The sequence below is a fragment of the Streptomyces sp. NPDC058619 genome (assembly GCF_042717785.1).
Classification (GTDB): domain Bacteria; phylum Actinomycetota; class Actinomycetes; order Streptomycetales; family Streptomycetaceae; genus Streptomyces.
Genome location: NZ_JBHXQN010000008.1, coordinates 176,705 through 195,290, shown reverse-complemented (window position 1 = coordinate 195,290; position 18,586 = coordinate 176,705). Strand labels below are relative to the sequence as shown.

Here is an 18,586-nt window from a genome sequence, read left to right as displayed (position 1 = left end):
CCCGTGGTAGACCGCACGCCGCCGCTGACGCCCGAAGAGCTCCGCTTGCTCGTCGCCAGCGGCGAGATCGACACCGTCGTCATGGCCTTCCCCGACATGCAGGGGCGCCTCCAGGGGAAGCGGTTCGCCGCACCGTTCTTCCTCGACGAGGTCCTCGAACACGGCACGGAGGGCTGCAACTACCTCCTCGCCGTCGACACCGACATGAACACCGTCGACGGCTACGAGATGTCCTCCTGGGACCGGGGCTACGGCGACTTCGCCATGCACCCCGACCTCGCCACCCTGCGCCGCCTCCCCTGGAACCCCGGCAGCGCCTTCCTCGTCGCCGACCTCGCCTGGAGCGACGGCTCGCCCGTCGTCGCGGCCCCCCGGCAGATCCTGCGCCGCCAGCTGGAGCGCCTCGCCGAGCACGGGTACACCGCGATGGTCGGCACCGAGCTGGAGTTCATGGTCTTCCAGGACACCTACGAACAGGCCTGGAACGCCAACTACCGGGAGCTGACCCCCGTCAACCAGTACAACATCGACTACTCCGTCCTCGGAACCGGCCGCGTCGAGCCGCTGCTGCGGCGCATCCGCAACGAGATGCAGGCCGCGGGCCTGGTCGTCGAGTCGGCCAAGGGGGAGTGCAACCTCGGGCAGCACGAGATCGCCTTCCGCTACGACGAAGCGCTCACCACCTGCGACCAGCACGCCGTCTACAAGACCGGTGCGAAGGAGATCGCCGCCCAGGAAGGCGTCTCGCTCACCTTCATGGCCAAGTACGACGAGCGCGAGGGCAACTCCTGTCACATCCACCTCTCGCTGGGCGACTCCGACGGACGCAACGCCATGGCCGGGGACGGACCGGACGACCACGGCGGAATGTCACCGGTGATGCGCCACTTCCTGGCCGGTCAGCTGGCCGCGCTGCGCGACTTCTCCCTTCTCTACGCCCCCAACATCAATTCGTACAAGCGTTTCCGGCCGGGATCCTTCGCACCGACCGCCGTCGCCTGGGGCGTGGACAACCGGACCTGCGCCCTGCGCGTGGTCGGCCACGGCCGTTCCATGCGCTTCGAGAACCGCCTGCCCGGCGGGGACGTCAACCCGTACCTCGCGGTCGCGGGCCTGGTCGCGGCCGGCCTCTACGGCATCGAGCACCGGCTGGAACTCCCGGAGGCGTGCGCGGGCAACGCCTACACCGGCGACTACGCCCACGTCCCCACGACGCTGCGCGAAGCCGCCGAGCTCTGGGAGAACAGCGAGATCGCCAAGGCCGCGTTCGGCCCCGAGGTGGTCGCCCACTACCGGAACATGGCCCGGGTCGAACTCGACGCCTTCGACTCCGCCGTGACCGACTGGGAACTGCGCCGCTCCTTCGAGCGCCTGTAGCCCGTCGCCCGGTAGCCCGTCGCCCCGTCGCCCATCGACGTCGCCCCGTCGACCCGCCGGTCGTCCGTTCGCCCCGCCGCCCCTCGACGCCGCCCCGTCGACGCCACCGAACCGAAAGTCTGTGAGGCACCACGTGACCGATGTGCTGGAAGTCCTGAATCCGGCCACCGAGGAAGTCGTCGCCACCGTCCCGGCCGCCACACGGGACGACGTCGACGCCGCCGTCACCCGGGCCGCCGACCGGGCCCGGCTGCTGCGCCGCTTCGCCGCGGTCGTCGACGGCCACATCGAAGAACTGGCCCTGCTGGAGGTCCGCGAGGCCGGCCACACCATCGGCAACGCCCGCTGGGAAGCCGGCAACGTGCGCGACCTCCTCGACTTCGCCGCCGGGGGAGTGGAACGGCTCTCCGGCCGCCAGATCCCCGTCGCCGGAGGCATCGACGTCACCTTCCTCGAACCCCTCGGCGTCATCGGTGTGATCGCCCCCTGGAACTTCCCCCTGCCGATCGCAGCCTGGGGCCTCGCCCCGGCCCTCGCCGCCGGCAACGCCGTCATCCTCAAGCCCGCCGAGACCACTCCGCTCACGGCCCTGCGCCTCGCCGAACTCGCCCTCGAAGCCGGGATCCCCGAGCACCTCTTCCAGGTGCTCCCCGGCCGCGGGGCGGTAGCGGGCGACGCGCTCGTCGAGCACCCCGGCGTGGCGAAGATCGTCTTCACCGGCTCCACCCGCGTCGGCAAGCAGATCATGGCCAAGTGCGCCGACCGGGTGAAGCGGGTGACCCTCGAACTCGGCGGCAAGAGCCCCAACATCGTCTTCGCCGACGCCGACCTCGAAGCAGCGGCCGCCGCCGCCCCGATGGCCTTCCTCGACAACACCGGCCAGGACTGCTGCGCCCGCACCCGCATCCTCGTCCAGCGCTCCGCCTACGACCGGTTCCTGGAGCTGCTCGCCCCGGGCATCGAGAGCGTGGTCGTCGGCGACCCGGCCGACGAGAAGACCCGGATGGGACCGCTCATCTCGCGCGCACAGCTGGAGCGGGTCCGGTCCTACGTCACCGACGGCCTCACCACGGTCCGCGGCGCCGCCCCCGAGGGCCCCGGTTTCTGGTACCCGCCGACCCTGGTCACGGACGTCGACCCCACGGCGCCCGTGGCCACCGAAGAGGTCTTCGGCCCGGTCGCCGTCGTCCTCCCCTTCGAGGACGAGGAGGACGCCGTACGCCTGGCCAACGCGACCGAGTACGGCCTCTCCGGCTCCCTGTGGACCCGCGACATCGGCCGCGCACTGCGCGTCTCGCGCGCCGTCGCCGCGGGCAACCTGTCCGTCAACTCCCACTCCAGCGTCCGCTACTCGACCCCCTTCGGCGGCTACAAGCAGTCCGGCCTCGGCCGCGAGCTCGGACCCGACGCCCTCACCGCTTTCACCGAGACCAAGAACGTCTTCATCAGCACGGAGGCCTGAACCCCATGACCGACCGCACCGAAGAGATCATCTGCCGCCGCCTCGTCGGCCGCACCGCCGTCATCACCGGGGCCGGCAGCGGCATCGGTCTGGCCGCGGCCCGCCGGCTCGCGTCCGAAGGCGCCAACGTCGTCTGCGCCGACGTCGACCCGGTCGCGGGCAAGGCCGCCGCCGAAGAGGTCGCCGGCCTCTTCGTCCAGGTGGACGTCACCGACAAGGAGCAGGTCGACGCCCTCTTCAAGACGGCCTTCGACACCTACGGCTCCGTCGACATCGCCTTCAACAACGCCGGCATCTCGCCCGCCGACGACGACTCGATCCTCCTCACCGAGCTCGACGCCTGGAAGCGGGTCCAGGACGTCAACCTCACGTCCGTCTACCTGTGCTGCAAGGCCGCCCTCCCCTACATGCAGGCCCAGCGGCGCGGATCCATCATCAACACCGCGTCCTTCGTGGCCCTCATGGGCGCCGCCACCTCGCAGATCTCCTACACCGCCTCCAAGGGCGGCGTCCTGGCCATGTCCCGCGAGCTCGGCGTGCAGTTCGCCCGCGACGGCATCCGCGTCAACGCCCTGTGCCCGGGACCCGTCAACACCCCGCTCCTGCGCGAGCTGTTCGCCAGCGACCCCGAGCGCGCCGCCCGCCGCCTCGTCCACATCCCCGTCGGCCGCTTCGCCGAGGCCGAGGAGATCGCCGCCGCCGTCGCCTTCCTCGCCAGCGACGACTCCTCCTTCGTCAACGCCGCCGACTTCGTCGTCGACGGGGGCATCTCCGGCGCGTACGTCACCCCCCTGTAGCCGTCCCGGCCGGCGGGCCCTCCCCACCGGCCACCTGGACCGCACCCTCCCGGCAGCCGGGCGTCACGACGACGCCCGGCTGCCGTGCTCCACCACCCGCGACGATCTTCGTAGGAAGAGGGAACAGGAGTGTCCACCCAGTGATCCCACCCCGCAGCACCCGGCGGCTCGGAACGGTCGCCGCGGCCCTGCTGGCCGCCGGCACCCTCGTCCCCGCGGCCCCCGCCGCCCCGGCGCACCGCCCCGGCACCCCCTGCGCCACCCCGCAGCTCAAGGCCGGCTGGTACGGCGACAACCAGGCCCGGCTCCAGCGGCTCATCGACACGTACGGCCGCTGCGCCCCGCGCCGGCCCGGCCGGGCCAAGCCCGTCGCCGTCTTCGACTGGGACAACACCGTCGTCAAGAACGACGTCGGCGACGCCACCATGTTCTGGCTGCTGCGCAACGGGAGGATCCGCCAGCCCGCCCGCGGCGACTGGTCCACCACCAGCCGCTTCTTGACCCCCGCCGCCGCCGGCGCCCTGGCCGACGCCTGCGGCCGCCTCGCCCGCCCCGGCGCCCCGCTGCCCACCGGCGCCGGCACCCCCGCGGCCGACCGCTGCGCCGACGAGGTCAACGCCGTCTACGGCACCGCCGCGACCCGGTCCGGCGCCGCCGCCTTCGCCGGCTGGGACCGCCGCACCACCGAGCCCGGCTACGCCTGGCTCGCGCAGCTGACGCAGGGCTGGACCGCCCGCGAGGTACGGGGGTTCGCCGCGGCCGCCCGTGCGGAGAACCTGGCCGCGCCGGTCGGCGCCGTCCAGCGGGTCGGCAGCGGCACCGCCACCGGCTGGGTCCGCTACTACGACCAGCAGAAGGACCTGGTCGCGGGCCTGCAGAAGGCCGGCTTCGACGTCTGGATCAGCTCGGCCTCACCCCAGCCGGTCGTCGAGGTCTGGGCGCGGGGCGTCGGGATCGACGCCGGCCACGTCATCGGCATCCGCAACACCACCGCACGCGACGGCAGGCTCACCGCCCACCTGAAGGGCTGCGGCTCGGTCCGGGACGGCGCCGACACGATGATCACGTACATCGACGGCAAGCGCTGCTGGATCAACCAGGAGGTCTTCGGAGTCCGCGGCGCGGCCGCCGAGCAGGTCCAGCCGCCCGCCCGCCGCCAGGTGTTCGCCGCCGGGGACTCGGACACGGACATCTCGTTCCTGCGCGACGCGACCGCCCTGCGGCTCGTCTTGAACCGCAACAAGAACGAGCTGATGTGCCGGGCGTACGACGACAGCGACGGCAAGTGGATCGTGAACCCGATGTTCATCGAGCCAAAGAAGCAGAAGACCGGCCCCTATCCGTGCTCCACCACCGGCTACGTAGACCACGACGGCACGCCGGGCCCGGTCCGCCGGGGCGACGCGAGCGTCATCCCGGACCAGACCGACTCCGTGTACGCGCAAGCGACCACCTAGCCGAAGGCACCGCCTGGCGGGGGGACTAGAGGAAGGTGCGGCCCTCGCCCCGGTAGGTCGGGGCGGTGGCCGTCACCCGGTCGCCCCCGATCAGGTGCAGCGTGTCGAAGCGCTCGCACAGCTCCCCGGCCTTGGCGTGCCGGAACCACACCCGGTCGCCGATCAGCAGGTCGTCGGCCGGGCTGCCGAGCAGCGGGGTCTGCACCTCGCCCGCGCCCTCCTGCGGGTCGTAGCGCAGCCCCTGCGGCAGGTACGGGACGGGCAGCCGGTCCGCGCCGGCCGCGCCGGAGGCCGGGTAGCCGCCGCCGAGCACCGTGACCACGCCGACGCCGGGCCGCCGGACCACGGGCTGGGCGTACAGCGCCGCCGGACGCCCCCGGAACGAGGTGTAGTTGTCGAACAGGCGCGGCACGTACAGCCCGGACCCGGCCGCGATCTCCGTCACCGCCTCCTCGGCGGCGGTCTGCTGCACGCTGCCGGTCCCGCCGCCGTTGACGAACTCCAGGTCCGGGACCACCGCGCGGACGGCCCGTACGGTCTCCGCACGCCGGGCGGCGAGCTCCCTGCGGGCCGCGCTCTGCATCAGCCGGACGGCCCGTGAGCGCAGCGGACGCCCGGCCAGCGCGTCACCGACCCCGGCGACGTGGCCCTCGTACCCCATCAGCCCCACCACCCGGAAGCCGGGCCGGGCCGAGACCGTACGGGCCAGCGCGGCCAGCTGCTCCGGCTCGCGCAGCGGCGACCGCCGGGCCCCGACCCGGACCCGGCCGCCGAACAGGTGCAGGGCCGTGTCCAGTTCCAGGCAGACCCTGATCTCCTCGGTGCCGCCGTCACGGGACCGGTCGATCAGCTCCAGCTGGGCCGGATCGTCGACCATGACGGTGATCGCCGCGGCGAGCTTCGGATCGTCGGCCAGCTCGGCGAAACCGGCCCGGTCCGCGGACGGGTAGGCCAGCAGCACGTCCTCGAACCCGGAGCGGGCCAGCCAGACCGACTCGGCGAGGGTGTACGACATGATCCCGGCGAACCCGGGCCGGGCCAGCACCCGTTCGAGGAGGGCCCGGCACCGGACGGACTTGCTGGCCACCCGGACCGGCTTCCCGCCGGCCCGGCGCACGAGGTCGTCGGCATTGGCGTCGAACGCGTCGAGGTCCACGATGGCCAGCGGCGCGTCGAGGTGCGCGGTCGCCCGGTCGTACCGGGCCCGGTCGGCGGCGGGGGAGTTCATGGGCGGCAGCTTGCCAGACCGCACTACCGGTGGGTAGGGGTCGAGGAGGCCCGTACCAGCACCGCCCGCCCGCGCCGCCAGCCGCCGCGCCCGCCCGCACCGCCGCCCGCGCCGCCGCCCGCCCCGTACCGCCGCCGCCCGTCTCCCACCCCGCTGCCCGCACCCGCGTCACCGGCCGCACCGCCCGCCCGCGCCACCGGCCGCCGCGTCGCCGCCGCCTCGCGCCGCCGCCCGTCCCCCGCGCCGTCGTTGCCCCGGTCGCCGGGGCGCCGCCGCCCGCTCCCCGCCCCGTTCCCGACCGGACCGCCGGACACCCGGGGCCCGCGCACCGCCGGAGGGAGCCGTAGAGTACGGGCAGGCAGCCGTACGGAACGGGGGGCGGAGCCGCCGGATGACCACGACGACACCGCGGACCGAGCTGCCGGGCGAGCCCGAGCCGCTCCCGCTCCGCGAAGCCCGCCCGCGCCGCCACCCCGGACGCGTCCTCGCCGCCGTCCTGTGCGCCCTCCTCGGCACCGGCCTCGCCGGCGGCGCCGGAGCCGCCGCCTGGGCCGAACACCGCGCCGCCCACCGGCCCCTGCCCCCCGACGCCGCCTACCGCGCGGCCGGGTCGCTGTGGCACACCGCCCCCGTGGACAGCCTCTTCCCCACCGTCCTCGCCGGCCCCGACGCCGGTCCCGGCGGCGCCGACCGCACGTGGACCCGGATCGCCGTCGCCCCCGACGCCGACTGCGCGGGCGCCCTCTCCGCCGAGTGGCGGGACCGGCTGGCCGCCACTGGCTGCACCCGCGTGCTGCGCGCCACCTACACCGACGCCACCCGCTCCTCCCTGGTCGCGGTCGGCATGGTCTTCACCCCCGCCGACGCCGCCGCCATGGCCGCGGCCGCCACGCGCCTCACCGCCCCGCCCGCGTACGGGTTCACCGACGCCCAGCGCGCGGCCTGGAGCGTCGCCGTGCTCGCCGAGGCCCCCGTCGTCGTCTACACCGTCTCCGCCTTCGGCGACGGCCGCGCCGTGGAGGCGCCCCGCCCCGCGGAGGCGGCGGCGCAGAAGGACGCCACCGGAGCCGTCGCCCAGGCGGGCCTCGGCCACGAGGCCGAGGCCGTCGCGGACCGGATCGAAGCCGCCCTGCGGGCGCTCGCCGCCCCGCCCGCCGTCCCGGAGCCCGCCCGATGACCCGCCGCCGCCCGGCCCGGGCGCTCGCGCCGGGCGCCGCCGCCCTGACCGCCGCGGCGCTCCTCGTGTCCGCGGCGGTCGCGCCCCCGGCCGCCGCCGACACCGTCCGGGACCGCCAGTGGGGCCTGCTGGCCCTGCGCGCCGAGGAGGCCTGGGGGACCACCCGGGGCGACGGCGTCACCGTCGCCGTCCTGGACACGGGGGTCGACGACGCCCACCCCGACCTCGCCGGCCAGGTCCTCGCCGGCACCGACCTCATCGGCATGGGCGCCGGCCGCGGCGACCGCGCCTGGGCCCGCCACGGCACCGCCATGGCCGGCATCATCGCCGGGCACGGGCACGGTCCAAGCCGCGGCCAGGGCGTCCTCGGCATCGCCCCGCAGGCGAAGATCCTGCCGGTCCGGGTGATCCTGGAGGAGGGCGACCCGGGCCGCGCCAAGGCCCGCGAGAGCAAGGGCGGCGCCCTGGCCGAGGGCATCCGTTGGGCCGCCGACCACGGGGCGGACGTGATCAACCTGTCGCTCGGGGACGACAGCGACTCCGCGCACCACGAGGCGGGGGAGGACGAGGCCGTCCAGTACGCCCTCGCCAAGGGCGTGGTCGTGGTCGCCTCCGCGGGCAACGGCGGCGAGAGCGGCGACCGCGTCTCCTACCCGGCGGCCTACCCGGGCGTGATCGCGGTGACGGCCGTCGACCGCCGGGGCCGCAAGGCCGCCTTCTCCACCCGGAACTGGTACGCCACCGTCAGCGCCCCCGGCGTGGACGTGGTCATCGCCGACCCCGACCGGTCGTACTACGAGGGCTGGGGCACCAGCGCGGCGGCCGCCTTCGTCTCCGGCTCGGTGGCCCTGGTCCGGGCCGCCCACCCGGACCTCTCCCCGGCCCAGGTCAAGAAGCTGCTGGAGGACACCGCCTCGGACTCCCCGGCCGGCGGCCGCGACGACGCCCGGGGCCACGGCACGGTCGACCCCCTCGCCGCGCTCCAGGTGGCCGAGGCGATGCTGCCGGAAGCGCCGGTGCCCGCACCCGCCCCGGCCGAGCGCCCCTACTTCGGCTCCGGGCCCGAACCGGCCCGTCCGCCCGAGCGCGAGGCCCGGTTCGGCGCCCCGCAGGCCGCGCTCGCCGGGGCGGCGCTGCTCGCGCTGGCAGCCGTACTGGCGCGGCGCCCGCGGCGGGCCGCCCGGGGCCGGGGCCGGGACCCGTACGCGGCACAGTAGGGTCGGGTCACTGTGGCGAACATGGCGAACAAGAACATTCCCGACCCCGGCTTCTCCGACGACGACGGCTCCGCCGATCCCCGGCTGACCGCAGCCCTGGCCGCCTGGGCCGCGGACCGGGCCAAGGAGCCCGAGGTGCTGGCCGCCCTCAAGGGCGCCCGCCTGCTGGTCCCCGTCGTCGCCGTCCTCGGCGAGGTGGAGACGGACCCGGGGACGGGCCTGAGGCGCGAGAAGACCAGCGACATGGCCGTCCCCACCCTGCGGGCCGGCGACCGCCGGGCGCTGCCCGCCTTCACCTCGACCGCCTCCCTGGCGCTCTGGGACCCGGCCGCCCGGCCCGTGGCCGTCCCGCTGCACCAGGCCCTCGCCGCCGCCGCGCACGAGAAGGCCGACACCGTGGTCCTGGACCTGGCCGGACCGGTCGCCTACCAGCTGACCGGCCCCGCGCTGCTCGCGCTCGCCGAGGGCCGCACGGACGCGGACCCGCTGGCCGACCCCGCCGTACGGGAGGCCGTACGGGCCGCCGTGGCGGGGGAACCCGACGTGCTGCGGGCCCACCTGGGCCCGGCCGCGGCAGGGGCCGACGGCACCCTCGCCGTGGTCCTGGCCGGCGGGACCGCGCAGGCCCCCGCGGCCGCCCGGCGGCTCGCCGAGGCCCTCGCGGCGGACGAGACGCTGCGGGCCCGGCTGGTGCGGGGGCTGGACCTGGCGCTGCTGCCCGCGGACGCCCCGGCGCCGTCCGGCGAACCGCTGTTCACCCGCTGACCGCTGCCGCCCGCCCGCGCACGGCGCAGGACCGTTCGACCGTACGAAGACGGCCGGCGCGCCCCCTCGGGGCCGCGCCGGCCGTCGCCGTACGGAGTGGTGCGGGGCTCAGCCGAAGACCGGGCCGGTGAACTTCTCGCCCGGGCCCTGGCCCGGCTCGTCCGGGACGATCGAGGCCTCGCGGAAGGCGAGCTGGAGGGACTTCAGGCCGTCCCGCAGCGGGGCGGCGTGGAACGAGCTGATCTCGGTGGCGCTCGCCGTGACCAGGCCGGCCAGGGCCGTGATCAGCTTGCGGGCCTCGTCGAGGTCCTTGTGCTCGGAGTCCGGCTTGTCCAGGCCCAGATTGACCGCCGCGGCGCTCAGCAGGTGTACGGCCACCGTGGTGATCACCTCGACCGCGGGGACGTCCGCGATGTCGCGGGTCATTGCGTCGTAGTCGGGGGAGGCGTCGGCAGCGGGGTCGGTGGAGGGGGTCGCGTCAGTCATACGGCCCACGATATGCCGTGCGGCGGGCTTGCCACGCGGGTGCTAGTATGTACTTCGACCGGCCGGACACTGCTGTGACATCGCTGTGCCCGGCCCACAAGTGGAGGCTCCGTTCTCCCACCCGACCGCCCTCCGGGGTGGCGGGTCATCCGGTCAGGCGGTATCCATCGTTCCGTACGGACGATGGAAAGCCGCCCGATATTGCGCCCCGCGGTTCGCACGCGGCGGTGCTCCGGTTGTTCTGGAGCCCCTGCCTGTGCCCGGCGGGGCTTTTTTCATTCTCCCGCCGCGGTAGGTCTGACGGACATACACGTCAGCGGCTGTCTGCCAGGCAGCCGTGTGGTGCTACCGAGGAGGATCCATCAGCACCGAGCCCCGCATCAACGACCGGATTCGCGTTCCCGAGGTACGGCTTGTCGGGCCCAGCGGCGAGCAGGTCGGCATCGTGCCGCTTGCGAAGGCGCTCGAGCTCGCGCAGGAGTACGACCTCGACCTGGTCGAGGTCGCGGCGTCCGCACGCCCGCCGGTCTGCAAGCTCATGGACTACGGCAAGTTCAAGTACGAGTCGGCCATGAAGGCCCGTGAGGCGCGCAAGAACCAGGCGCACACGGTCATCAAGGAGATGAAGCTCCGGCCGAAGATCGACCCGCACGACTATGACACCAAGAAGGGTCACGTCGTTCGGTTCCTCAAGCAGGGCGACAAGGTCAAGATCACGATCATGTTCCGTGGTCGCGAGCAGTCCAGGCCGGAACTCGGCTTCCGGCTGCTGCAGCGTCTCGCTTCGGACGTCGAGGACCTCGGGTTCATCGAGTCGAACCCGAAGCAGGACGGCCGAAACATGATCATGGTTCTCGGTCCGCACAAGAAGAAGACCGAGGCCATGGCCGAGGCCCGCGAGGCGCAGGCCGCCCGCAAGGCCGAGCGCCAGGGCGTCGCCTACACCGAGGACGGTGTTTCCTACACCGACGACGGGGCTCCTTCCGAGGACGCTCCGCTCGAGGCGGAGGAGACCGAGGCCGCCGAGGTCACCGAGGCCCCCACCGACGAGGCGGCCGCCGACGAGGCGCCCGCCGACGAGGCGAACACCCAGGCCTGATTCCGGGGCAGCCCGTCTCGGATCACCAACACGACATGACGCTCCCGGAGCCGGTCCGCAGCGGACCGGCGGGAGCGCCACCGACGAGGAGACAACGGCGCTATGCCGAAGAACAAGACGCACAGCGGTTCCAAGAAGCGCTTCAAGATCACCGGCTCCGGCAAGGTGCTCCGTGAGCGCGCCGGCAAGCGCCACCTGCTCGAGCACAAGTCGTCCCGTGTCACCCGCCGCCTGACCGGCACCGCGGAGATGGCCCCCGGCGACGCCGCGAAGATCAAGAAGCTTCTCGGCAAGTGACGCCCTCCGCTCCCCTTCCGGGAGCGGGACGTCAAGACCGGGACCCCATCGAATTCGGGTCGTGTGAAGACAACCACGGCCCCGCTACAAGGAGTTAAAAAGTGGCACGCGTCAAGCGGGCAGTAAACGCCCACAAGAAGCGCCGGGCGATCCTCGAGGCGGCCTCCGGCTACCGCGGTCAGCGTTCGCGCCTGTACCGCAAGGCCAAGGAGCAGGTCACCCACTCGCTGGTCTACAACTTCAACGACCGCAAGAAGCGCAAGGGCGACTTCCGTCAGCTGTGGATCCAGCGCATCAACGCCGCTGCCCGCCAGAACGGCATGACGTACAACCGCCTCATCCAGGGTCTGAAGGCCGCCAACATCGAGGTGGACCGCAAGATCCTCGCGGAGCTGGCCGTCAACGACGCCAACGCGTTCGCCGCGCTCGTCGAGGTCGCGCAGAAGGCGCTTCCGGCCGACGTCAACGCCCCCAAGGCCGCTGCCTAAGGGCTAGCCGGCCCGGCAGTCACGGGGCCGGCCCCCACGGACCCGCAGGCATTCGCCTGCGGGTCCGTGTGCTTTCCCTCCGCACCAGGACCCGAGAGAGAACCGCAGACACCATGGGCACCCCCGCCGAGCTGATCTCCCCCCGATCCCCGCGGGTGGCCGCCGCCAGGCGACTGGCGCGGCGCAACTTCCGCACCAAGGAGCGCCGGTTCATCGCCGAGGGTCCGCAGGCCGTCCGCGAGGCCGTCGAACACCGCGGGGCCACGGGCGGGACCACCCTGATCGAGCTGTTCGCGACCGTCGAGGCCGCCGAGCGCTACGCGGACATCATCGACGCCGCCCTGGCCGCCGGTGCCCGGGTCCACTACGCGGGCGACGAGGTCCTCGCCGAGGTCTCCCAGACCGTCACCCCGCAGGGGCTCGTCGGCGTCTGCCACTTCCTGGACTCCCCCTTCGAGGAGATCCTGGCGGCCCGGCCCCGGCTCGTCGCCGTCCTCGCGCACGTCCGCGACCCCGGCAACGCCGGTACCGTCCTGCGCTGCGCGGACGCCGCCGGCGCGGACGCGGTGGTGCTGACCGACGCCTCGGTCGACCTGTACAACCCCAAGTCCGTACGCGCCTCCGTCGGTTCCCTCTTCCACCTGCCGGTGGCCGTCGGCGTCCCGGTGGAGCAGGCCGTCGCAGGCCTCCGGGCGGCCGGCGTACGGATCCTCGCGGCCGACGGCGCCGGCGAGGACGACCTCGACGCCGAGCTCGACGCGGGCACCATGGGCACCCCCTCGGCCTGGGTCTTCGGCAACGAGGCCTGGGGCCTGCCGGAGGAGACCCGGGCGCTGGCGGACGCCGTGGTGCGGGTTCCGATCCACGGCAGGGCGGAGAGCCTGAACCTCGCGACGGCCGCCGCCGTGTGCCTCTACGCCTCCGCGCGTGCACAGCGGGCGCCCGGAGGGTGCCGCTCCGTGACCCCCAGCTAGTAATGTGGCGGCCCGGGGGGCCCACTGCGCTACTCGGAGATGTGGGGTACGGGGACATGACCGTCGGTACGAACAGCTCGCCGCAGGCCGGCAGGACCACCGGCCCCGCCGCCGAGCGTCTCCCGGACGTCCGCGCCGCCCTGGCCGGAGTCCCACCCCAGTCGGGTCCCGCCCGCCCCGCCCCCGGAGCCGGGGCCGAGGCCGCCGACGGGCCGGGCGCCGGAGCGCGACAGGCCCGCGCTGCGGCCCGTACGCCCGTCCCGGACACCCCGCGCGTGCCGCGACCGGCGTACGACGCCGGGGCCGCGGCCGAGTCCGGGGCCCCCGGCCCGGGAATCCCCGTCGGTCCGGGGCCCGGCGACGCCGCCGGCGAGCGGCTGGGCGGCGGCATCGACCCCGACGACCTGCCCGACGGGCTCGTCGTCGCCGACGCCTCCGGGCGGGTCATCTGCTTCAACCTCGCCGCGGCCCGGATGACCGCCACCGACCCCGCGCGGGCCCTCGGCACCCGTATCGACAGCGCCCTGCCGCTGGAGGACCTCGAAGGCCGCCGCTGGTGGGCGCTGACCGACCCGTACGGAGGCCTGGCCACCCGGCGGGGCCAGCCCGAGCGCAACCTGCTGCTCCCCGGCGGCCGCGAGGTGCTCGTCTCCGCCCGCTACGTGCGCACCCACCCCACCGGTCCGCTGCGCCGCCTCGTCGTCACCCTGCGCGGCACCGAGGCCCGTCGCCGCACCGAGCGCAGCCACGCCGAGCTGATCGCCACCGTCGCGCACGAACTGCGCTCCCCGCTGACCTCCGTCAAGGGCTTCACGGCGACCCTGCTCGCCAAGTGGGAGCGGTTCACCGACGACCAGAAGCGGCTGATGCTGGAGACCGTCGACGCCGACGCCAACCGCGTCACCCGGCTCATCGCCGAGCTCCTCGACATCTCCCGCATCGACTCCGGCCGCCTGGAGGTGCGCCGTCAGCCGGTCGACATCGGCACCGCCGTCGCCCGCCACGTCCAGGCGCTGACCGCGAACGGGCAGGCCCCCGAACGGTTCCTCGTCAGCGTCTGCCGTCCGCTCCCCGATCTGTGGGCCGACCCGGACAAGATCGACCAGATCCTCGGCAACCTCCTCGAAAATGCGGTGCGGCACGGTGAGGGAACGGTCACCATCGACGTAGCGCCGCACGAGAAGGGAACAGCCGTCACCGTGTCCGACGAGGGCCCCGGGATCCCGGAGGAGTCGATGGGCCGCGTCTTCACCCGCTTCTGGCGGGGGAGCAAGCGCGGCGGCACCGGCCTGGGCCTGTACATCGTCAAGGGCATCGTGGAGGCCCACGGCGGCACCATCGCGGTCGGCCGGGGGCCCGGCGGCGGAGCCGAGTTCCGATTTATTCTGCCCGTGAGCGCCCCGGCCTACCTCACGCAGTAGCACTGCGGAGCGTCTCGCCAGGCGGCCCACGGGCTTCTTCACCCCCGGCGGCCTTTAGACTCGACCTTTGGCACCTTTGTGTCCTTGTGTCGATCAGGTCGATCAAGTCGTCGGGGACCACCAGCCAGCCACCGGAAGTACGGGAAGAGATGTCGGCACCGAACAAGTCGTACGACCCTGTCGAGGTCGAGGCACTGAAACCGGAAGAGATCGAGCGCATGCGGGACGAGGCGCTCGCCGCCTTCACGTCCGCCGGCGACCTCGACGCGCTGCGGGAGGCGAAGACCGCGCACATGGGCGACCGCTCGCCCCTGGCGCTCGCCAACCGCGAGATCGGCGCCCTGCCGCCCCAGGCCAAGGCCGAGGCGGGCAAGCGCGTCGGCCAGGCCCGCGGCGCCGTGAACAAGGCCTTCGGGTCCCGCACGGTCGAGCTGGAGGCGGAGCGCGACGAGCGGGTGCTCGTCGAGGAGGCGGTGGACGTCACGCTGCCCTACGACCGCGTGCCCTCCGGCGCCCGGCACCCCCTGACCACGCTGATGGACCGCATCGCGGACATCTTCACGGCCATGGGGTACGAGGTCGCGGAAGGACCCGAGGTCGAGGCGGAGTGGTTCAACTTCGACGCCCTCAACTTCACGCCCGACCACCCCGCGCGCCAGATGCAGGACACCTTCTTCGTCCAGGGGCCCGAGAACCTGTCCGCCGGCGGCTCCGCGGCGGGCTCGGGCACCGAGTCCGGCGTCGTGCTGCGCACCCACACCTCCCCGGTGCAGGCGCGCTCGCTGCTGGAGCGCAAGCCCCCCGTCTACATCGTGTGTCCGGGGCGGGTGTACCGCACCGACGAGCTCGACGCGACGCACACCCCGGTCTTCCACCAGGTCGAGCTGCTCGCCGTGGACGAGGGCCTGACCATGGCCGACCTCAAGGGCACCATGGACCACATGGTCCAGGAGCTGTTCGGCGAGGGCACGACCACGCGCCTGCGCCCGCACTTCTTCCCCTTCACCGAGCCGTCCGCCGAGATGGACATGCAGTGCTATGTGTGCCGCGGCGCGTCGGTGGGGAACCCCGACCGCCCGTGCCGCACCTGCTCCAGCGAGGGCTGGATCGAGCTCGGCGGCTGCGGCATGGTCAACCCCAAGGTGCTCACCGCCTGTGGTGTGGACCCGGAGAAGTACAGCGGGTTCGCCTTCGGGTTCGGCATCGAGCGGATGCTGATGTTCCGTCACAACGTAGAAGACATGCGAGACATGGTCGAGGGTGACGTTCGCTTCACCCGGCCGTTCGGGAGTGAGATCTGATGCGCGTCCCGCTTTCCTGGCTGCGGGAGTACGTCGACCTCCCCGCGGGTGAGACCGGCCGCGACGTGGCCGCCAAGCTGGTCGACGCCGGCCTAGAGGTCGAGACCGTCGAGCAGCTCGGCGGCGGGCTCAAGGGCCCGCTCGTCGTCGGCCAGGTGCTGACCATCGAGGAGCTCGAGGGCTTCCGCAAGCCGATCCGCTTCTGCACGGTCAACGTCGGCACCGCCAACGGCACCGGCGAGCCGCAGGAGATCGTCTGCGGCGCCCGGAACTTCGCCGTCGGCGACAAGGTCGTCGTGGTCCTGCCGGGCGCGGTGCTGCCCGGCGACTTCGCGATCGCCTCGCGCAAGACCTACGGCCGCACCTCGCACGGCATGATCTGCTCCGGCGACGAGCTGGGCATGGGCGACGACGGCACGCACGGCATCATCGTGCTGCCGCCCGAGCACGAGGTCGGCACCGACGCGATCGAGCTCCTGGAGCTCGTCGACGAGGTCCTCGACATCGACATCACCCCGGACCGCGGCTACTGCATGTCCCTGCGCGGCATCGCCCGCGAGGCGGCGACCGCGTACGGCCTGCCGCTGCGCGACCCGGCGCTCCTCGACGTCCCCGTGCCGAACTCGTACGGCTACCCGGTCAAGGTCGACGACCCGGCCGGCTGCGACCGCTTCACCACCCGTACGGTCACCGGCCTCGACCCCGAGGCGCGCTCCCCGATCTGGCTGACCCGCCGCCTGCAGAAGGCGGGCATGCGCCCGATCTCGCTCGCCGTCGACATCACCAATTACGTGATGCTGGAGCTCGGCCAGCCGCTGCACGCCTACGACCGCTCGCGGATCGACGGCACGATCGGCGTCCGCCGCGCGGAGCAGGGCGAGAAGTTCACCACCCTCGACGGGGTCAAGCGCACGCTCGACGCCGAAGACCTGGTGATCACGGACGGCCGCGGGCCGATCGGCCTCGCCGGCGTCATGGGCGGCGCCAACACCGAGATCGCCGACTCCGTCACCGACACCGCGACCGGACAGGTCGTCGGGACGACGGACGTCGTCATCGAGGCCGCGCACTTCGACTCCGTGTCGATCTCGCGCACCGCCCGCCGCCTGAAGCTCTCCTCGGAGGCCTCCAAGCGCTTCGAGCGGGGCGTCGACCCGCAGGCCGCCGCCGCGGCCGCGCAGCGGACCGTCGACCTGCTCGTGCTGCTCGCGGGCGGCACCGCCGAGGCCGGCGTCACCGAGTTCCTCGCCCCGGGTGCCCCGCGCTCCATCGCGATGAGCGCGGACCACCCGGACCGCGTCGCGGGCATGGACTACGGCCGCGAGACCGTCGTGCGCCGCCTCCAGGAGGTCGGCTGCGACGTCTACGGCCAGGACGAGCTCGTCGTCACCGTCCCGTCGTGGCGGCCCGACCTCGCCGAGCCCAACGACCTCGCCGAGGAGGTCATCCGGCTGGAGGGCTACGGGAACCTTCCGTCCACCCTCCCGCAGGTGCCCTCCGGGCGCGGCCTCACGGCCCGCCAGCAGCTGCACCGCCGGGTCGGCCGCGCGCTGGCCGGCGCCGGCTACGTCGAGGCGCTGAACTACCCGTTCGTGGGGGAGCAGGTCTTCGACCAGCTCCAGCTTCCCGCGGACGACGCCGCCCGCCGGGTCGTCAAGCTGGTCAACCCGATCTCCGACGAGGAGTCGGCGCTGCGCACCACGCTGCTGCCGGGTCTGCTCGGCGCGCTGCGCCGCAACGACAGCCGGGGCAGCCACGACCTCGCGCTCTTCGAGACCGGTTCGGTCTTCCTCGGCGCCGGGCGGGCGGGTGTCGCCGTACGGCTGCCCGTCGACCGGCGTCCCACGGACGAGGAGATCGCGACCCTGGACGCGGCCCTGCCCGCGCAGCCGCGGTACGCCGCGGTCGTGCTGGCCGGTGCGCGCGAGCAGGACGGCTGGTGGGGCAAGGGCCGCCCGGCCGACTGGGCGGACGCGGTCCAGGCCGCCCGCGCGCTGGCCGTCGAGGCCGGCGCCGAACTCGTCGTCCGCCAGGGTCAGTACGGCCCCTGGCACCCGGGCCGCTGCGCCGAGCTGGTCGTCACCGTCGACGGTGACGAGCAGGTGATCGGCCACGCCGGCGAGCTGCACCCGCGCGTGGTGAAGGCGCTCGGCCTGCCGGCCCGCACCAGTGCGATGGAGCTCGACCTGGACCGCCTCGGGGCGGCCGGCGCCGATTCCCTGCACGCACCCCGGATCTCCACCTTCCCGGTGGCGACCCAGGACGTCGCGCTGATCGTGGACGCGTCCGTCCCGGCTTCGACCGTGGAGGACGCGCTGCGCCGCGGGGCTGGCGAACTGCTGGAGTCCCTGCGGCTGTTCGACGTGTTCACCGGTGAGCAGGTCGGCGGGGGCAAGAAGTCCCTGGCGTACGCGCTGCGCTTCCGCGCGGCCGACCGCACGCTGACCGCGGAGGAGTCCACGGCCGCGCGCGACGCGGCGGTGGCACTGGCCGGCGAGCTGACCGGGGCGGTGCTCCGGGGCGCGTAGCCACCCACCCGCACGGCAAGACGAGGGGCGCGTCCGGAACCACCGGGCGCGCCCCTCGCGCGTGATCGGGGCCGGCGGAAGGGGCCGGGGGCGTGCGCGACGCGGCGCACCGGAAGGGCGGCCCGCCGACGAACCGCCCTGCCGGTGCCCCGCGACGGCCGGGCCGGAGGGCCCGGGCGGGAGCCGAACCGCGCGCCGGGGCCGGTTGGATGGACCCGGCGCGCGTCGGCCGGCTCGCCGGGGCCCGGCGACCAACCGGGCGCCGACGGAGCCCGAACGCGCCGCCCGCCTGCCATGGAGTGTCGGGCAGACAGCAGGGCGGGCGGCGCGATGACGGGTCGTCGCACTGTACGAGGGGGAGCCGACGACCCGGGCTACCTCTTGGCGAGGCCCTTAAGTGAAGCGCGCGCGGGGTTTCCCGCGGGAGGGTGCGGATCGCATTTATGCGCGTACGTGGTTCACACCCTGTGTGAATCAGGTGCAGTACACCCTGTGTGCACCCGGCGCCGTAC

16 protein-coding genes are annotated in these 18,586 nt (G+C 73.9%); 14 read left to right on the top strand and 2 right to left on the bottom strand.

Features of this window, described 5'->3' with window-relative positions; translation table 11 throughout:
* Positions 1 to 3 precede the first annotated feature (3 nt).
* From ACFWTC_RS11360 to ACFWTC_RS11345, 4 genes are all read left to right on the top strand, one after another.
* The gene (locus ACFWTC_RS11360) at positions 4 to 1,377 is read left to right on the top strand and encodes a glutamine synthetase family protein (RefSeq protein WP_383927564.1); all 1,374 of its coding nucleotides are present in this window, start codon (positions 4 to 6) and stop codon (positions 1,375 to 1,377) included.
* A 133-nt stretch (positions 1,378 to 1,510) separates the two neighbouring features.
* On the top strand, positions 1,511 to 2,839 hold the full coding sequence (locus ACFWTC_RS11355) for an aldehyde dehydrogenase family protein (protein ID WP_384074150.1): 1,329 nt from the start codon (positions 1,511 to 1,513) through the stop codon (positions 2,837 to 2,839).
* A gap of 5 nt (positions 2,840 to 2,844) precedes the next feature.
* Entirely contained in the window at positions 2,845 to 3,636 is a 792-nt protein-coding gene (locus ACFWTC_RS11350; RefSeq protein WP_383925812.1) for a 3-oxoacyl-ACP reductase, read from the top strand.
* A 140-nt stretch (positions 3,637 to 3,776) separates the two neighbouring features.
* Entirely contained in the window at positions 3,777 to 5,093 is a 1,317-nt protein-coding gene (locus tag ACFWTC_RS11345; RefSeq protein WP_383925814.1) for a haloacid dehalogenase-like hydrolase, read from the top strand.
* A gap of 25 nt (positions 5,094 to 5,118) precedes the next feature.
* Here the strand turns inward: ACFWTC_RS11345 and ACFWTC_RS11340 are convergent, their stop codons facing one another.
* Complete coding sequence (locus ACFWTC_RS11340) at positions 5,119 to 6,321, bottom strand: amino acid deaminase/aldolase (RefSeq protein WP_383925817.1); 1,203 nt, start codon at positions 6,319 to 6,321, stop codon at positions 5,119 to 5,121.
* A gap of 391 nt (positions 6,322 to 6,712) precedes the next feature.
* On the opposite strand from ACFWTC_RS11340, the gene ACFWTC_RS11335 reads away from it, so the two are divergent.
* The 3 genes from ACFWTC_RS11335 to ACFWTC_RS11325 are packed head-to-tail and all read left to right on the top strand — an operon-like array spanning position 6,713 to position 9,480.
* Complete coding sequence (locus ACFWTC_RS11335) at positions 6,713 to 7,498, top strand: hypothetical protein (protein WP_383925820.1); 786 nt, start codon at positions 6,713 to 6,715, stop codon at positions 7,496 to 7,498.
* Positions 7,495 to 8,715 carry a type VII secretion-associated serine protease mycosin gene (gene mycP, locus ACFWTC_RS11330; protein WP_383925823.1) on the top strand — a complete coding sequence of 407 codons (1,221 nt, stop codon included), beginning with the start codon at positions 7,495 to 7,497 and terminating at the stop codon, positions 8,713 to 8,715. Before ACFWTC_RS11335 ends, mycP begins: the two co-directional genes overlap by 4 nt.
* 21 nt (positions 8,716 to 8,736) lie before the next feature.
* A complete protein-coding gene (locus ACFWTC_RS11325; RefSeq protein ID WP_383925826.1) occupies positions 8,737 to 9,480 on the top strand; it encodes an SseB family protein in 744 nt (247 codons plus the stop codon).
* Between the two features lie 108 nt (positions 9,481 to 9,588).
* Here the strand turns inward: ACFWTC_RS11325 and ACFWTC_RS11320 are convergent, their stop codons facing one another.
* The gene (locus ACFWTC_RS11320) at positions 9,589 to 9,966 is read right to left on the bottom strand and encodes a DUF1844 domain-containing protein (RefSeq protein WP_383925828.1); all 378 of its coding nucleotides are present in this window, start codon (positions 9,964 to 9,966) and stop codon (positions 9,589 to 9,591) included.
* Positions 9,967 to 10,303: 337 nt separating this feature from the next.
* Between ACFWTC_RS11320 and infC the strand changes: the two genes are divergently transcribed.
* The 7 genes from infC (at position 10,304) to pheT (ending at position 18,074) form a co-directional block, all read left to right on the top strand.
* The gene (gene infC / locus ACFWTC_RS11315; protein ID WP_383925830.1) at positions 10,304 to 11,065 is read left to right on the top strand and encodes a translation initiation factor IF-3; all 762 of its coding nucleotides are present in this window, start codon (positions 10,304 to 10,306) and stop codon (positions 11,063 to 11,065) included.
* Positions 11,066 to 11,167: 102 nt separating this feature from the next.
* On the top strand, positions 11,168 to 11,362 hold the full coding sequence (rpmI, locus tag ACFWTC_RS11310; RefSeq protein WP_030387121.1) for a 50S ribosomal protein L35: 195 nt from the start codon (positions 11,168 to 11,170) through the stop codon (positions 11,360 to 11,362).
* Between the two features lie 101 nt (positions 11,363 to 11,463).
* On the top strand, positions 11,464 to 11,850 hold the full coding sequence (rplT, locus tag ACFWTC_RS11305) for a 50S ribosomal protein L20 (protein WP_007263143.1): 387 nt from the start codon (positions 11,464 to 11,466) through the stop codon (positions 11,848 to 11,850).
* Between the two features lie 113 nt (positions 11,851 to 11,963).
* A complete protein-coding gene (locus tag ACFWTC_RS11300) occupies positions 11,964 to 12,824 on the top strand; it encodes a TrmH family RNA methyltransferase (protein ID WP_383925833.1) in 861 nt (286 codons plus the stop codon).
* Between the two features lie 56 nt (positions 12,825 to 12,880).
* A complete protein-coding gene (locus ACFWTC_RS11295; protein ID WP_383925836.1) occupies positions 12,881 to 14,245 on the top strand; it encodes an ATP-binding protein in 1,365 nt (454 codons plus the stop codon).
* A 149-nt stretch (positions 14,246 to 14,394) separates the two neighbouring features.
* A complete protein-coding gene (pheS, locus tag ACFWTC_RS11290) occupies positions 14,395 to 15,546 on the top strand; it encodes a phenylalanine--tRNA ligase subunit alpha (protein WP_383925838.1) in 1,152 nt (383 codons plus the stop codon).
* Positions 15,546 to 18,074: a phenylalanine--tRNA ligase subunit beta gene (gene pheT, locus ACFWTC_RS11285; protein ID WP_384029010.1), complete on the top strand. Its 2,529-nt coding sequence runs from the start codon at positions 15,546 to 15,548 to the stop codon at positions 18,072 to 18,074. The genes pheS and pheT overlap by 1 nt, the downstream gene beginning before the upstream one ends.
* The last annotated feature ends 512 nt before the right edge of the window (positions 18,075 to 18,586 follow it).

Excerpts from the sequence above, each read along its gene's own strand:
- rpmI (WP_030387121.1), top strand. The coding sequence starts at position 11,168 with ATGCCGAAGAACAAGACGCACAGCGGTTCCAAGAAGCGCTTCAAGATC.
- ACFWTC_RS11350 (WP_383925812.1), top strand. The coding sequence starts at position 2,845 with ATGACCGACCGCACCGAAGAGATCATCTGCCGCCGCCTCGTCGGCCGC.
- ACFWTC_RS11320 (WP_383925828.1), bottom strand. The coding sequence starts at position 9,966 with ATGACTGACGCGACCCCCTCCACCGACCCCGCTGCCGACGCCTCCCCC.
- ACFWTC_RS11335 (WP_383925820.1), top strand. The coding sequence starts at position 6,713 with ATGACCACGACGACACCGCGGACCGAGCTGCCGGGCGAGCCCGAGCCG.
- ACFWTC_RS11325 (WP_383925826.1), top strand. The coding sequence starts at position 8,737 with ATGGCGAACAAGAACATTCCCGACCCCGGCTTCTCCGACGACGACGGC.
- pheS (WP_383925838.1), top strand. The coding sequence starts at position 14,395 with ATGTCGGCACCGAACAAGTCGTACGACCCTGTCGAGGTCGAGGCACTG.
- ACFWTC_RS11295 (WP_383925836.1), top strand. The coding sequence starts at position 12,881 with ATGACCGTCGGTACGAACAGCTCGCCGCAGGCCGGCAGGACCACCGGC.
- ACFWTC_RS11300 (WP_383925833.1), top strand. The coding sequence starts at position 11,964 with ATGGGCACCCCCGCCGAGCTGATCTCCCCCCGATCCCCGCGGGTGGCC.
- ACFWTC_RS11340 (WP_383925817.1), bottom strand. The coding sequence starts at position 6,321 with ATGAACTCCCCCGCCGCCGACCGGGCCCGGTACGACCGGGCGACCGCG.
- pheT (WP_384029010.1), top strand. The coding sequence starts at position 15,546 with ATGCGCGTCCCGCTTTCCTGGCTGCGGGAGTACGTCGACCTCCCCGCG.
- mycP (WP_383925823.1), top strand. The coding sequence starts at position 7,495 with ATGACCCGCCGCCGCCCGGCCCGGGCGCTCGCGCCGGGCGCCGCCGCC.